The sequence below is a fragment of the Thermus sp. genome, from assembly GCF_039793865.1.
Classification (GTDB): domain Bacteria; phylum Deinococcota; class Deinococci; order Deinococcales; family Thermaceae; genus Thermus.
In genome coordinates, this window is record NZ_JBAMMI010000094.1 from 1 (window position 1) to 12,158 (window position 12,158).

General features: G+C 69.9%; 15 protein-coding genes and 2 pseudogenes. 9 read left to right on the plus strand and 8 right to left on the minus strand.

What is annotated here, in order from left to right:
* Positions 1-69: 69 nt before the first annotated feature.
* The 7 genes from ABJK26_RS09605 to ABJK26_RS09635 all read right to left on the minus strand — a co-directional run bounded on the left by ABJK26_RS09605 (position 70) and on the right by ABJK26_RS09635 (position 4,938).
* On the minus strand, positions 70-1,119 hold the full coding sequence (locus ABJK26_RS09605) for a glycosyltransferase family 4 protein (RefSeq protein WP_347242062.1): 1,050 nt from the start codon (positions 1,117-1,119) through the stop codon (positions 70-72).
* Complete coding sequence (locus ABJK26_RS09610; RefSeq protein ID WP_347242063.1) at positions 1,116-1,688, minus strand: pyroglutamyl-peptidase I; 573 nt, start codon at positions 1,686-1,688, stop codon at positions 1,116-1,118. Before ABJK26_RS09610 ends, ABJK26_RS09605 begins: the two co-directional genes overlap by 4 nt.
* A 157-nt stretch (positions 1,689-1,845) precedes the next feature.
* A complete protein-coding gene (locus ABJK26_RS09615; RefSeq protein ID WP_347242064.1) occupies positions 1,846-2,844 on the minus strand; it encodes an aminotransferase class I/II-fold pyridoxal phosphate-dependent enzyme in 999 nt (332 codons plus the stop codon).
* 45 nt (positions 2,845-2,889) lie between these two features.
* A complete protein-coding gene (locus ABJK26_RS09620) occupies positions 2,890-3,219 on the minus strand; it encodes a nucleotidyltransferase domain-containing protein (protein ID WP_347242065.1) in 330 nt (109 codons plus the stop codon).
* On the minus strand, positions 3,146-3,577 hold the full coding sequence (locus ABJK26_RS09625; RefSeq protein ID WP_347242066.1) for a HEPN domain-containing protein: 432 nt from the start codon (positions 3,575-3,577) through the stop codon (positions 3,146-3,148). Before ABJK26_RS09625 ends, ABJK26_RS09620 begins: the two co-directional genes overlap by 74 nt.
* 9 nt (positions 3,578-3,586) lie before the next feature.
* Positions 3,587-4,435: an adenosylcobinamide-phosphate synthase CbiB gene (gene cbiB, locus ABJK26_RS09630; protein ID WP_347242067.1), complete on the minus strand. Its 849-nt coding sequence runs from the start codon at positions 4,433-4,435 to the stop codon at positions 3,587-3,589.
* A complete protein-coding gene (locus ABJK26_RS09635; protein WP_347242068.1) occupies positions 4,432-4,938 on the minus strand; it encodes a histidine phosphatase family protein in 507 nt (168 codons plus the stop codon). The genes cbiB and ABJK26_RS09635 overlap by 4 nt, the downstream gene beginning before the upstream one ends.
* A 23-nt stretch (positions 4,939-4,961) precedes the next feature.
* Here ABJK26_RS09635 and cobT point away from each other — a divergent pair, with 23 nt between their 5' ends.
* Genes cobT through ABJK26_RS09660 form a run of 5 tightly spaced genes read left to right on the plus strand, consistent with a single transcriptional unit; the run spans position 4,962 to position 9,224 of the window.
* Positions 4,962-5,972 (plus strand): nicotinate-nucleotide--dimethylbenzimidazole phosphoribosyltransferase, encoded by a 1,011-nt coding sequence (gene cobT / locus ABJK26_RS09640; protein WP_347242069.1) that lies wholly within the window; start codon positions 4,962-4,964, stop codon positions 5,970-5,972.
* On the plus strand, positions 5,969-6,664 hold the full coding sequence (locus tag ABJK26_RS09645) for an adenosylcobinamide-GDP ribazoletransferase (RefSeq protein WP_347242070.1): 696 nt from the start codon (positions 5,969-5,971) through the stop codon (positions 6,662-6,664). Before cobT ends, ABJK26_RS09645 begins: the two co-directional genes overlap by 4 nt.
* Positions 6,643-7,206: a cob(I)yrinic acid a,c-diamide adenosyltransferase gene (gene cobO / locus ABJK26_RS09650; RefSeq protein WP_347242071.1), complete on the plus strand. Its 564-nt coding sequence runs from the start codon at positions 6,643-6,645 to the stop codon at positions 7,204-7,206. Before ABJK26_RS09645 ends, cobO begins: the two co-directional genes overlap by 22 nt.
* 28 nt (positions 7,207-7,234) lie before the next feature.
* On the plus strand, positions 7,235-7,834 hold the full coding sequence (locus ABJK26_RS09655; RefSeq protein WP_347242072.1) for a protoglobin domain-containing protein: 600 nt from the start codon (positions 7,235-7,237) through the stop codon (positions 7,832-7,834).
* A 4-nt stretch (positions 7,835-7,838) separates the two neighbouring features.
* The gene (locus tag ABJK26_RS09660) at positions 7,839-9,224 is read left to right on the plus strand and encodes a cobyrinate a,c-diamide synthase (protein ID WP_347242073.1); all 1,386 of its coding nucleotides are present in this window, start codon (positions 7,839-7,841) and stop codon (positions 9,222-9,224) included.
* Here ABJK26_RS09660 and ABJK26_RS09665 read toward each other — a convergent pair.
* Positions 9,221-10,726: an alkaline phosphatase gene (locus ABJK26_RS09665; protein WP_347242074.1), complete on the minus strand. Its 1,506-nt coding sequence runs from the start codon at positions 10,724-10,726 to the stop codon at positions 9,221-9,223. The two genes, ABJK26_RS09660 and ABJK26_RS09665, sit on opposite strands and share 4 nt — an antisense overlap.
* 137 nt (positions 10,727-10,863) lie before the next feature.
* On the opposite strand from ABJK26_RS09665, the pseudogene ABJK26_RS09670 reads away from it, so the two are divergent.
* The 4 genes and pseudogenes from ABJK26_RS09670 to nadA form a co-directional block, all read left to right on the plus strand.
* A pseudogene (locus ABJK26_RS09670) lies at positions 10,864-11,292 on the plus strand (nicotinate-nucleotide diphosphorylase (carboxylating)); the annotation flags it as partial.
* A 25-nt stretch (positions 11,293-11,317) separates the two neighbouring features.
* Positions 11,318-11,563, plus strand: a complete 246-nt coding sequence (locus ABJK26_RS09675) for a CopG family transcriptional regulator (RefSeq protein ID WP_347242075.1) — start codon at positions 11,318-11,320, stop codon at positions 11,561-11,563.
* Positions 11,547-11,957: a PIN domain-containing protein gene (locus ABJK26_RS09680; RefSeq protein WP_347242076.1), complete on the plus strand. Its 411-nt coding sequence runs from the start codon at positions 11,547-11,549 to the stop codon at positions 11,955-11,957. Before ABJK26_RS09675 ends, ABJK26_RS09680 begins: the two co-directional genes overlap by 17 nt.
* A gap of 1 nt (position 11,958) precedes the next feature.
* Positions 11,959-12,158 (plus strand): annotated as a pseudogene (nadA, locus tag ABJK26_RS09685) (quinolinate synthase NadA); the annotation flags it as partial.

The window sequence follows — 12,158 nt, forward strand, 5'->3', positions numbered from 1 at the left end:
CCGCCGAGGCCAGCCGCTCCGCCAAGGTGGCCCCGGTGAAGCCCGCGCCAACGATGAGATAATCTACCTTCATCCTTCCTCCCGCAGTCGCTTCAGGGTCTCCGCGAGCCTCCGGGCGGCCTGGTCCAGGGAGTGGGTTGCTTCCACGAAAGCCCGCGCCCGCGTTCCCAGCTCCGGGCCCACTTCCTGTAGGGCCTGGGCCAGGCGCCTGGGGTGAGGGGGGACGAGCCTGCCGGTTAGGCCGTCCTGGATGAGTTCCGCCTGGGCGGGGATGGGGGTGGTGACCACGGGGAGGCCGGAGGCCATGGCCTCGAGGGTGGCCAGGCTCTGGTTTTCCCCCAGGGTGGGGAGGAGGGCGGCGTCCGCCGCCCGATAGAGCTCCGGCATGTCCTCCCGCCGGCCCAGGAAGCGCACGTTTCCCAACTTTAAAAGCCTGGCCGTCTTCTGCCAGAGGCCCAGAAGCTCCCCGGTCCCCACCAGGAGAAAGTCTACCTGGGGAAGGAGCCTAGCGGTGAGGAGGACGGCCAGGTGGTTCTTCTCCGGGCTCATCCGGGCGGGGACGAGGACGGTGAAGCCCCTTAGGCCGTAGCGTGCCCGGAGGGCGGCCTTTTCCCCGGGGAGGGGGGGGCGGAAGCGCTCCGGGTCCACGCCGTTGGGCACGGCGTGGACCCGGCTTACCCCGTGGACCTCCCGCAGCCACCGGGCGGCCCAATGCGAGACCGTGAGGACGGCCTCGGCCCGCCGGAGGTTCGGCGCTTGAAGGAGGCGGTAGCCCAGGCGGTAGAGGTAGCGTCCTCCCAGGGGGTAGAAGATCTCTATCTGATCGTGGACGAGAAGCGTGAGGCGGGGAAAGCGGCAGAAGAAGGCCCGGTAGCTCCAGGGGTACCAGGCGGAGGCCACCACCCGGTCAAATCCGCGGGGAAGGTCCCGGAGGGCCCGGTAGGCGTGGACGGGAATGCCCCTTTCCCGTAAGGTTTCCCGCACCTTTCGGTTTCCCTCGGCCAAGGGGAGGGCGGCTTCGGGTAGGATTCCCAGGGCTTTGAGGCGGGGGAGCATTTCCACGAGGTAAACCTCGCTCCCACCGATGCGGGTGGCGTCGGTGAGGAAGAGGACCCTCACAGGGCCTCCAGGGCAAGGAGGACGGCGCGGGCCTGGACCTCGAGGGGCACGTAGGGGCCCAGCCGCTCCAAGGCCAGGGTTTCGTCGGGCGGCATGTGGACGAACCCCACGGGCACGTTTTCCGGAAGGTGATACAGAGAAAGATAGAGAACCTGGTTGCAGAGGTAGCTTCCCGCGGACAGGCTTGGCCTTCCGGGGATGCCCGCCTCCTTCCAGCGGGCCAGCACGGCCTTGACGGGAAAGCGGGCCGGCAGGGCCAGGGGCCCTCCGGGAACGATGGGAACCTCCTCCAGCTTGCGCCCGCGGTTGTCCGGACGCTCAAAGTCCAGCAGGTTCACCGCCAGCCGCTCCAGGGAGAGAAGTGGTCGGCCCTCGGCCAGGCCCAGGTGAAGGACGGCCTCCGGCCCCTCCCTGTAGAGGGCCTGGAGGGCCTCCCCCACCGCCTCGGCGTCCACGGGCAGGAGGGCCCGCCTTAAGGGCCTTCCCCGGACCCTTTCGGGCAGGAGGAGAGCCTGGGAGGGGTTGTGAGGTAGGCCCCCGAAGGGTTCAAAGCCGGTGACCAGGATCATGCCCTTGCCATTATAGGGGGGCGTGGACCTAGGGCTGGTGACCGATACCGCTTCGCCTCCCGTAGGACCCCCTAGGGGAAGGGGAGGTCCCGGCGCCTTTGGAACATCTCGGCTAGGCGCCTCATCGCCTCCTCCAGGTAGCGGGCGAGCTCCGGGCTCACGTCCTAAGCGTACCGGCGAGGACCTCCTCCAGCGCGAGGAGGAGCGCCCCTATGGCCTCTTCCCTCTGGGCGGAGAGCCTGAGCCATTCGGGAAGGCCGAAGCTCGTGGCGTCCCGCACCCTTAGGCCCCTTTCCCTAAGGGCCCTCGCTACCTCCGTGGCCTTCCCCACCCGCACCAGGAGGAAGTTCGCCGGGCTTTCCCGGACCTCGAGGCCCAGGTCCCTCAGGCCCTGGGCCAGGAGGCGCCTGAGCCGGAGGAGCTCCCGCTTGCTCTCCTCCAGCCAGGCCCGGGCCTCTGGGTCCAGGTGAGCTTGGAGGAGGGCCTCCCCGTAAACGGAAAGGGGCCAGCTCGGGGCCAGGTTCTGGAAGTGGGTGAGGTCCAGGGGGGCCACGAGGTACCCCGCCCTGACCCCCGTGAGGCCGTGGGCCTTGTTGGGGCTATAGAGGCGGAAGGCCCCCTGGGGGAGGGGAGGGGGGGATTCCATGAGGTCGTAGTAGGCGAGGTCCAGGACCAAGGCCCCCCCTGCGCGCCTTGCGGCCTCCTCCAAAAAGGGGTAGACCTCCCCCGTGGGATTGTTGGGCACGCAAAGAAAGGCTAAAGAACTCCTGGGGAGGAGCTCCAGGAAGGCCTCGGGGCTTTCCGCCTCCCACAAGGGGAGGTCCAGGGCCCTCGCCGCCCGGGCGTACTCGCTGAAGGTGGGGGGAAGGAGGAGGATGGGCCCCCGCAGGTAGGTCCAGCGGGCCAGGCGGTGGATGAGCTCGCTGGTGCCCGTGCCCACGGCCACCTGCTCCGGGCGCACCCCGTGGGCCTCGGCCAGGGCCGCCCTGAGCCTCCGGTAGAGGGGGTCGGGGTAGCGGCTCGGGTCCACCGCCTTAAGCCTCTCCAGGATCACGGGGTTCGGGCCCAGGGCGTTGGCGTTGGTGGAGAAGTCGTAGAGGGGCTCGCGGCCCTCGTCGGTGCCGCCGTGGATGGGCCGGAGGACGTCGTCCAGCATGCCTTCCATGGTAGGGAAGCCGTGGGAGGCCGACTGGGGCTCAGGCTAAGGACGGAGGCGGAGGGCGCCCTCCCGCATCCGGGCGAGGACGGCCTCGAGGCGGGCCGCCTCCTCCTCGGTGTAGGCGTGAAGCTCCAGGGGAAGGCCGGGGAAGGCCTTTCGGGCCAGGCGGTGGAGGTCCTCCCGGCGGGGCCCCCGGTAGAGGAGGAGGAGGTCCACGTCGCTCCCCACCAAGGCCCTTCCCTGGGCCCAGGAGCCGAAGAGCCAGGCCTCGAGGAGGAGGAGTTCCTTTTCCAGGGCCTTAAGCCCCTCCTCGAGGCGGAGGAGAAGCTCCTCCCTCCTCCATCTGGGATAGAACACCTTCACAGTAGGCATACACCGCCTCCGCGTGTCCCAAGAGGCGCTCGGCCTCGCCCCGCCGGTAGCGCTGAAAGGGGGCGCCCTCCGGCAGGGCGTCGGGGTACCGGCTTGGGATGTAGGCCTTGTCCAGCTCGCTGGCGGCGTCCAGCAAAGCCTCGGGCACAGGGAAGTTTTGGGCGAGCTCCTCGAGGAGGCCCGCCACCGAGTGGCCCCAGGCCACGGCGCCTAGCCTCTGAAAGACGGCCTTCACCGCTTTCTCCGCTGCTTGCTGCGCCGCGAAGGCCGCCCACTCAAAAAACCCTTCCCGGAGGGAAAGCCTAGCCTGCTCCAGGTCCCGCTTGGCCTGGAGCAGGAAGTCCCGGCTCCGCTCCACCTTCAAAGCCTACCCAAGCCCCGTGGCCGCCGCAAGGAGGAGCCCCACCCCGTAGCCTAGGCCCCCCACGAGCCAGAGGGCCTTCCGGGTGTGCTTTGCCTCGGGAGAGGGGGCGAGGGGGTTGAGGGCGTAGGCCCCCCGCTTCCTCAGGCGCACCCCGAGCCTCAGGGCCAGGGCGGCCATGGGGAAGCCCGCGTTGGGGGAGGGGGTCTTGCGGGCCTCCCGCAAAAGCCTTCCCCAAAGCCTTGGGGGGCAGAGGAGAAGCCCGGTGAGGCGGGCGGGGAGGAGGTTCAGGAGGTCGTCCGCCCGGGCGGCGAAGGTGCCCCTCGCCCCGTGCTCCGGGTAGCCCCACATGGCGTCGGCGGTGTTGGCGTAGCGGTAGAGGGCGGTCCCCCCGAGGCCCAAGAGGGCGTAGTAGAGGAGGGGGGCGATGAGGCTATCCGAGAGGTTTTCCGCGAGGCTTTCCAAGGCGGCCTCCCGCACCTCCTCCTCGGAGAGGTCTTCGGTTCTGCGGCTCACGATGCGGGAAAGGCGCCTTCTTCCCGCCTTTAGGCCCTCCCCCAGGGCCCTTTCCACCGCCAGGACCTCCAGGAGGAGCATCCTCAGGCTGAAGAGGGGCTTGAGGAGGAGGCCCAAGGCCACCCAGCCCCAGGCCAAAGGCCTCAGGAGGAGGTCCAGGAGGAAGGCGGGGAGGGCGAAGAGAAGGGCCCCGAGGGTCCAATAGAGGGCCCCGGACCAGAAGCCCCGCACCCTGGGCCAGGCCCAGGCGAGGTACCGCCCCATCCAGACCACGGGGTGGAGCCGGGGCGGGGGCTCCCCTAGGAGGGCGTCCAGGAGGAGGGCGAGGAGGAGGCTCACGGGACCTTCAATACCCGGTGGGGCCAGTCCACCGCCACCGCGCTTCCCGGGGGCACGAGGCCGTCCTCCCCCAAAGCCCTCAGCACCGCCCGCACCACCCCCCCGTGGGTGAAGAGGACCGCAGGGGCCCTAAGCCCCTCCAGGAAGCGGAAGACCCGCTCCTGGAAGGCCAGGAGGCTTTCCCCTCCCGGGGGGTGGAAGCCCTGGAAGCGGAGGAGGGCTTCCTTGTGGACGGGGTCCAGGTCCTCCCAGAGCGCCCCCTCCAGGGCCCCGAAGTGGATCTCCCGAAGCTCTGGGGCAAGCGAGGGGGTGAAGCCCGCAAGCTCCGCCGTCCTTCGCGCCCGCAGGAGGTCGGAGCTAAAGGCGGGAAGAGGGGGAAGCCTCCCCTTAAGCCTTTTCGCCTGGGCCTCCCCTTCCTCCGTGAGGGGGAGGTCCGTCCAGCCGAGAAGCCTCCCCTCCCGGTTCCAGAGGGTTTCCCCGTGGCGCACGAGCCAAAGCTCCATGCCCCTAGGGTAAACTCTCCCCCATGGTGGACCCGGAGGTCTTGGCCCAAGCCCGGCTCCGCATGGACCAGCTCACCAAGCCGCCCCGCTCCCTGGGCTTCCTGGAGGAGGTGGCGGTGCGCCTCGCTGCCCTCCAGGGGCGGGTGAAGCCGGAGCTCGGCCGGGGGGCGGTGGTGGTGGCCGCCGCCGACCACGGGGTAGTGGCCGAGGGGGTCTCCGCCTACCCCCAGGAGGTCACCCGGCAGATGGTCCTGAACTTCCTCCATGGGGGCGCCGCCATCAACCAGTTCGCCCGGGCGGCGGACTGCGAGGTGTACGTACTGGACGTGGGGGTGGTGGGGGAGCTTCCCGACCACCCGCGGCTTCTCAAGCGCAAGGTGCGCCCGGGGACGGGAAACCTCGCCCAAGGCCCCGCCATGACCCGGGAGGAGGCGGAAAAGGCCCTCCTGGCGGGAAAGGAGGCGGTGAGGCGGGCCATCGCGGAAGGGGCCACCCTCCTCGCCGCCGGGGACATGGGCATCGGGAACACCACGGCGGCGGCCGCCCTCACCGCCGCCCTCCTCGGCCTTCCCCCTGAGGCCGTGGTGGGCCGGGGGACGGGGGTGGGGGAGGAGGGCCTGAGGCGGAAGCGCCAAGCGGTGGCCCGGGCCCTCGCCCGCCTCCGCCCGGGGATGGACCCCCTCGAGGTGGCGGCCGAGGTGGGGGGGCTTGAGCTTCTCGCCATCGCCGGGGTTTACCTCGAGGGCTACGAGGCGGGGCTTCCCCTGGTGCTGGACGGCTTTCCCGTGACCGCGGGGGCCCTTTTGGCCTGGAAGCTCGCCCCGGGGCTCCAGGGCCACCTCTTCGCCGGCCACCTCTCCCGGGAACCCGGGCACCGCCACCAGCTGGAGGCCCTAGGCCTGAGGCCCCTTTTGGACCTGGACCTGGCCCTCGGGGAGGGGACGGGGGCGGTCCTCGCCATGCCCCTCCTCCGGGCCGCCGCCCGCATCCTCCACATGGCCACCTTTGAGGAGGCGGGGGTGTCCCGGGGGTGAAGGCCCTCCGCCTCGCCCTCGCCCTCCTCACGGTGTTGCCCGTGGCCCCTGCGGAGGTAGGGGAGAGGGAGTTCAAGCGGAGCGTGGCCTTCTTCCCCCTGGCGGGCTACCTCCTCGGGCTTCCCCTGGCCCTCCTCGCCTTTTCGCCCCTGCCCCCGGGGCTTTCCGCCGCCATAGGGGTGGCCCTCCTCCTCGGCCTCACGGGGTTTTTGCACCTGGACGGCCTTCTGGACCTGGCGGACGCCCTCTTAGGGGCGAGGCCCAAGGAGGAGCGCCTCCGCATCCTCAAGGACCCCCACCTGGGGGCCTTCGCCTTCGGGGTAGGGGACGTCTACCTCCTCCTCCTCTTCCAGGCCCTGGCCCTGGTGCGAGACCCCCTCTTCCTCCTCCTCTTTCCCGGGTGGGCCCGCTTCGCCTTCCTCCCCTTCCTCCACCGCTACCCCCTCCTGGGCCCGGGGATGGCCGGCCTGGTCCGGGGGGGGCCTTGGCCCTTTGCCCTCCTCCTTGCCCTGCCCTTCCCCCTCCTCTACCCCCTTCCCGCCCTCCTCGGCCTCCTCGCCGCCTGGGGGGTGGCCCGCCTGGCCTGGGCCCGCCTCGGGGGGCTGAACGGGGACGCCCTCGGGGCCATGATCGCCCTTTGCGAGGTCGCCAACCTGCTAGGCTATGCCTTGTGGAAGAGCCCAAGCGGGTGAAGCCCTACGAGAAGCCCAGAGGGGAGAGGCGGGGCCTCCTCCTGGTCTACACCGGGGACGGCAAGGGCAAAAGCACCGCCGCCTTCGGCCTCGCCCTCCGCGCCTTCGGCCGAGGGCTAAAGGTGCGGATCTTCCAGTTCCTCAAGCACGAGACCGCCCGCTTCGGGGAGCACCGGGCCTTCGCCCTCCTCGGCATCCCCATAGAAGGCCTGGGGGACGGGTTCACCTGGAAGAGCCGGGACCTCGCCCGCTCCGCCCTCCTTGCCCAAGAGGGGTGGGCGCGGGCGAAAGAGGCCCTCCTCTCCGGGGCCTACGACCTCGTGGTCCTGGACGAGGCCACCTACCCCTTGCGCTACGGCTGGGTCTCCCTGGAGGAGTTCCTGGAGGTCTTGAGGGCGAGGCCGCCCCACGTCCACGTGGTGGTGACGGGCCGGGGCGCCCCCGAGGCCCTCTTGGCCCTGGCCGACACGGTGACGGAGATGCGGAAGGTGAAGCACGCCTTTGACCTGGGGGTACCGGCCCAGAGGGGAATAGAGCACTAGGGGTTTCCTTGGAGGTATGCTTTAGGCGATGACGGAGAAAACCTTGGCCCGCTTTTACGGCATAGCCCAGGAAATCTGGGCCCAACTCCCGCCCCAAGCCCGCTTCCGTCCCGTGGAGGATGGGAAGGTCCTGGCTCGCCACCGCGCCTTACTGGAGAGCTTCACCGAGGACCTGGTCCGGGGTTTCTACGACACTCTCTTCGCCCATCCGCCTACCCGCGCCCTTTTCAGGGAAGGGGAGAGGCCCTTCCGGGAGAAGACCTTAAGGGACTGGTACCTCCGCACCTTAGCGGGGCCTTTCAACGGGCAGTACTTCGCCTGGCAGGCCTTGGTGGGGTTGGTTCATGTGCGGCGTGGGGTGACCAACGCCATGATGACCAGCATGTGGAACTGGATCACCGAGCAGGTGGTCCAGAGGGCCCACGAGGCCCTCCCCTTGGAGGAGGCCCGAGCCCTGGAGGGGTCCTGGCGGAGGCTTGCCTTCACCGTGGCTGCCCTCATCTCGGAGGAGTACCTGGACGCCTACCTGGAGGCCCTGGCCGAGGTCCTAGGCAAGGAACCTAAGGATTTCCGAAACCTAGCCCAGGCGGAGGCGGCCAGGCTCCTGCAGGCCCTGACCCCCCGGTGAGGCCGTGCGCCTCCTCCTCGCCGCTCCCCACTCGGGCGCCGGAAAGACCACGGTCTCCCTGGCCCTTCTTCTGGCCCTGAGGGAGCGGGGCCTAAGGGTGCAGCCCTTCAAGGTGGGGCCGGACTACCTTGACCCCACCCACCTGGAGAAGGCCTCAGGCCAGAGGCCCTACAACCTGGACGGCTTCTTCCTAGATGAAAAGGGCCTCCTCGCCCTCTTCCGCCACGGGGCGAGGGGGGCGGACCTCGCCCTCATAGAGGGGGTGATGGGCCTCTTTGACGGGAAGGACCCCAGGGGAGAGGTGGGCTCCACCGCCCAGGTGGCGAGGCTCCTTAGGGCCCCCGTGGCCCTGGTGGTGGACGCCAGGGGGATGGCGGGCTCCATCGCCCCCCTCGCCCAGGGTTTCCGGGACTTCCGCCCCGGGGTGCGGGTGGTGGGGGTCTTCGCCAACCGGGTGGGCTCGGAGCGCCACGCGGGAATCCTGAAGGAGGCCCTCGAGGCCGTGGGCCTTCCCCTCCTCGGCTGGCTTCCCGAAGACCCCGCCCTCGCCCTCCCCGAGCGGCACCTGGGCCTGGTCCTGGCCGGGGAGGCGGCCCCGCCCCTCGAGGCCCTGCGGCGGGCCTTCCGCGTGGACCTGGAAAGGGTGCTGGCCCTCGCCGCCACCACCCCGCCCCTTCCCGAGGTCCTGCCCTTCCTCCCGGAAAGGCGCCCGCCCCGGGCCCGGGTGGCCTACGCCTGGGACCGGGCCTTCGCCTTCTACTACCCCGAGGCCCTGGAGCTTTTGGAGGCCTTGGGGGCGGAGCTCGTCCCCTTCAGCCCCCTCGAGGACGAAGCCCTCCCCAAAGCCCACGCCCTCCTCCTCGGGGGCGGTTACCCGGAGCTCTTCGCCGAGAGGCTTTCCGCGAACGTGGCCCTGCGGGAGGCCATCCGCCGCTTCCCCGGCCCCGTGGTGGCCGAGTGCGGGGGGTACATGTACCTGGCCCGGGGGCTCTGGGTGGGGGAGGGCTTTTTCCCCATGGTGGGGCTTGTGCCGGGGGAGGCCCGCATGGCGGAGAGGCCCGTCCTCGGCTACCGGGAGGTGGAGGCCCTGAGGGATAGTCCCGTGGCGCGAAAGGGGGACCGCCTCAAGGGGCACGAGTTCCACTACGCCCGCCTGCCCTCCTCCCCAAGCCCCGCCTGGCGCCGGGTAGGGGGAGAGGAGGTGGAGGGCTTCACCGACGGACGGGTCCTCGCGAGCTTCGTCCACCTCTACCTGCCCGCCTTCAGGGGGGCGGCGGAGCGCTTCTTGAGCGTGGCGGAAGGCGCGGTTCGGGGCTGGGATCCGGGGCCGGGGGAAAAGGGACCCCCGCCCTTAGGCGGGGGCAAGGAAGGAGGAGCCGGGGGGCCTTAGGCCAAGGCGTCCTGGGGGTGGAGCGTGCCCTGGGCCTTGCTCTTGAGGATCTCCAGGGCCTCCTCCTCAGACATCGCCGGGTTCTCGTACCGGATTCCCAGAGCCTCCCCCATGAGGCGGAAGACGTGGGTGTTGTCCACGAGGCCCAGGTTCACGAAGCGGAGGCCATGGCCGTAGAGGAGGAGAGCCACCGGGCTTGCCGTGTGCTGGCCCGAGGACCATCCGATGTTGGTCCGGTCGGGTTTCCGGGCGTCCCGCTGCACCATGGCCCAGGCCAGGGTGTTGGCGGGCTGGACCCCGTGCCGCACCCCCTCGGGCCAGTAGACCTTCTCCCGGATGGCCCGCACCACCGTCTCCGCCTCGGCGTCCGTGAGGGCCACCCCCTTCATGGCCCGGAAGGCCTCCTTGACCTGGCTTGCCTCGGGGGAGTTTCCAAGGGCCCGGAGCATGTGCTCAAAGCTCGCCCGCTGAGCCTCGAGGAGGTCAATCCCCCGGGAGCTTTCCAGGTAGCTCCGCCCCGCCCCGTAGAGGCCGCCCACCCCGGTGGCGTGGTCGGAAACCAGGATGAGGAGGGTGTCCGGGTGCTGGTCCACGAAGGCCGTGAGGAGCTCCAGGGCCTCATCGGCGGCCAGGACATCCCAAAGGGTGGCCCCGGCGTCGTTCAGGTGGTTGGCGTGATCGATCCGGCCCGCTTCCACCTGCAGGACGAAGCCCTGGCGGCTTGCGGCGAGGCGGGGCAAGGCGGCCTGCACCATTTCCTTGAGGCTCGGCACCTTCACCCCCTGGAAGCGGCGGTCTATCTCGTAAGGCACGTGGCTGGAGGAGAAGACCCCGAGGAGCTTGCTGGCGTTGGAACGGGAAAGCTCCTCAGGGGTGCGCACCACCCCGTAGCCCCGCTGGGCGAAGAGGACGTAGAGGTCCTTTTTGTCCTGACGCCTCTCGGGGTTGAAGAACTGGTCGCCGCCCCCCAGGTAGACCTCGGCCCCGAACTCCAGGTACTGCTCGGCGATCCGCTCCTCGGCGTTGCGGTCGGGGTTGGAGACCACGAAGCTCGCCGGGGTAGCGTGGGTGATGGTGGTGGTGGTCACCAGGCCCACCGCCTTCCCCGCCTCCTTGGCGGCGGCGAAGAAGGGCTTGAGGGGGGTGCCGTCGGCGTGGATGGCTAGGCCCCCGTTCACCGTCTTCACCCCGCAGGAAAAGGCGTTCCCCGCGGCGCTGGACTCGGTGACGTAGCTGGTGAGGCTGTAGGTGTTGATGAGCCCGTTGGGGTAGCGGCTGAGGAGCCGCTCCAGGGCCAGGACCCGGCCCTGCCGCCTGCGGGCGTAGGCCTGGGCGATGGCGTAGTCCTCCCAGGAGAACCCGTCGTAAACGTAGACGATCAGGTTGCGGTACCTGCGGCCCAGAGAGGGCCGGTTCTGGGGAGCTCCCTGGGTCAAACCCTTGGGCGCGAGGGCCAGCCCTCCTATAAGGGCTGTGGTCTTGAGGAGGTCCCTTCTTTTCATCCCTATCACCCCGGCTTCACTTCACCACGCTTTTGTCAGAGCGCCGTCAGGCTCCGAGAGCCGGGGTTTGTTTCTGGTGTGGGGAGAGTTTTCACGTGCAGATTTTATCGTGAACGTTTACACAAATGGAGAAACCGAGGCTCGCCCTCAACCTTCTGCAGAGGCTTTCCGGGATCGCCACCCTGACCCGGGCCTACGTGGAGGCCCTGGCGGGCACCAAGGCCCAGGTCCTGGACGCCCGCAAGACCACCCCGGGGTTCCGCGCCCTGGATTTGACGGGATCCTCCTCAAGGAGAACCACGTCCGAGCGGCGGGGGGCGTGGGCGAGGCGGTGCGGCGGGCCAAGGCGAAGGCCCCCCACTACCACAAGGTACAACTTCCCCCTCGAGGCCCTAAGGGAGGCGGTGCGCCGCGTGGGGGGGCCGGTCCCCCTGGAGGCGAGCGGGAACATGACCCTGGAGCGGGCGAAGGCGGCGGCGGAGGCCGGGGTGGACTACGTCTCCGTGGGGGCCCTCACCCACTCGGCCAAGGCCTTGGACCTCTCCCTCCTGGTGGTGCACCCATGATGGCAATATGTGCTATCATGATGGCATGGTGCGCACCCAGGTGCAGCTCACCGAGGCCCAGTGGGCGCGGCTCAAGGCCAAGGCCCGCGCGGAAGGGGTTTCCCTGGCGGAGCTGGTGCGCCGGGCAGTGGAGCGGTTTTTGGAGGAGGAGGGCTACGAGGACAAGGCCAGGCGGGCCCTCCTCGCCCTGGGCCGCTTCGCCTCCGGCCGAGGGGACGTGAGCGAGGCCCACGACCGGTATCTGGAGGAGGCTTTTGGCCGTCTTCCTTGACACCTCGGCCCTCTACGCCCTTCTGGACCGGGACGACGCCCACCACCAGGAGGCCGCCCGGACCTTCCGGGAGCTCCTCGAGGCCCGATGGCCGCTGACGACCCACGCCTACGTGGTGGTGGAGAGCGTGGCCCTAGTCCAAAGGCGGCTCGGCGTGGAGGCGGTGCGGGCCCTGGTCCACGACCTCATGGGGGTGGTGGAGGTAGCGCCCGTGGACGAGGCCCTGCACCGCGCCGCTCTCACGGCCCTCCTTGCCTCGGGCAGGCGGGAGGTGAGCCTGGTGGACTGGACGAGCTTCCTCTTCATGCGGGAAAGGCGGCTGGAAAAAGCCTTCGCCTACGACGAGCACTTCTGGGAACAGGGCTTCGTCTCCGTAGGGGAGGCCCTACATTAGGATGCGTGGGGAAGCCCTGGCGCAAGAGGTCCTAAGGCTCAAGCGGGAGCGCAACGCCGTCATCCTGGCCCACTCTTACCAGCTCCCCGAGGTAGGAGGTGGTGGACTTCGTGGGGGACTCGTTGGGCTTAACCCCGAAAAGACCATCCTCCTCCCCGACCTCGAGGCGGGCTGCTCCCTCGCCGAAAGCATCCGCCCCGA

What these genes read in the sequence shown, in the direction of transcription:
- ABJK26_RS09675 (WP_347242075.1), top strand. Translation starts at nt 11,318, where the DNA reads ATGGTGCGCACCCAGGTGCAGCTCACCGAGGCCCAGTGGGCGCGGCTC.
- cobT (WP_347242069.1), top strand. Translation starts at nt 4,962, where the DNA reads ATGGTGGACCCGGAGGTCTTGGCCCAAGCCCGGCTCCGCATGGACCAG.
- ABJK26_RS09610 (WP_347242063.1), bottom strand. Translation starts at nt 1,688, where the DNA reads ATGATCCTGGTCACCGGCTTTGAACCCTTCGGGGGCCTACCTCACAAC.
- ABJK26_RS09665 (WP_347242074.1), bottom strand. Translation starts at nt 10,726, where the DNA reads ATGAAAAGAAGGGACCTCCTCAAGACCACAGCCCTTATAGGAGGGCTG.
- ABJK26_RS09620 (WP_347242065.1), bottom strand. Translation starts at nt 3,219, where the DNA reads ATGCCTACTGTGAAGGTGTTCTATCCCAGATGGAGGAGGGAGGAGCTT.
- ABJK26_RS09635 (WP_347242068.1), bottom strand. Translation starts at nt 4,938, where the DNA reads ATGGAGCTTTGGCTCGTGCGCCACGGGGAAACCCTCTGGAACCGGGAG.
- ABJK26_RS09655 (WP_347242072.1), top strand. Translation starts at nt 7,235, where the DNA reads ATGACGGAGAAAACCTTGGCCCGCTTTTACGGCATAGCCCAGGAAATC.
- ABJK26_RS09615 (WP_347242064.1), bottom strand. Translation starts at nt 2,844, where the DNA reads ATGCTGGACGACGTCCTCCGGCCCATCCACGGCGGCACCGACGAGGGC.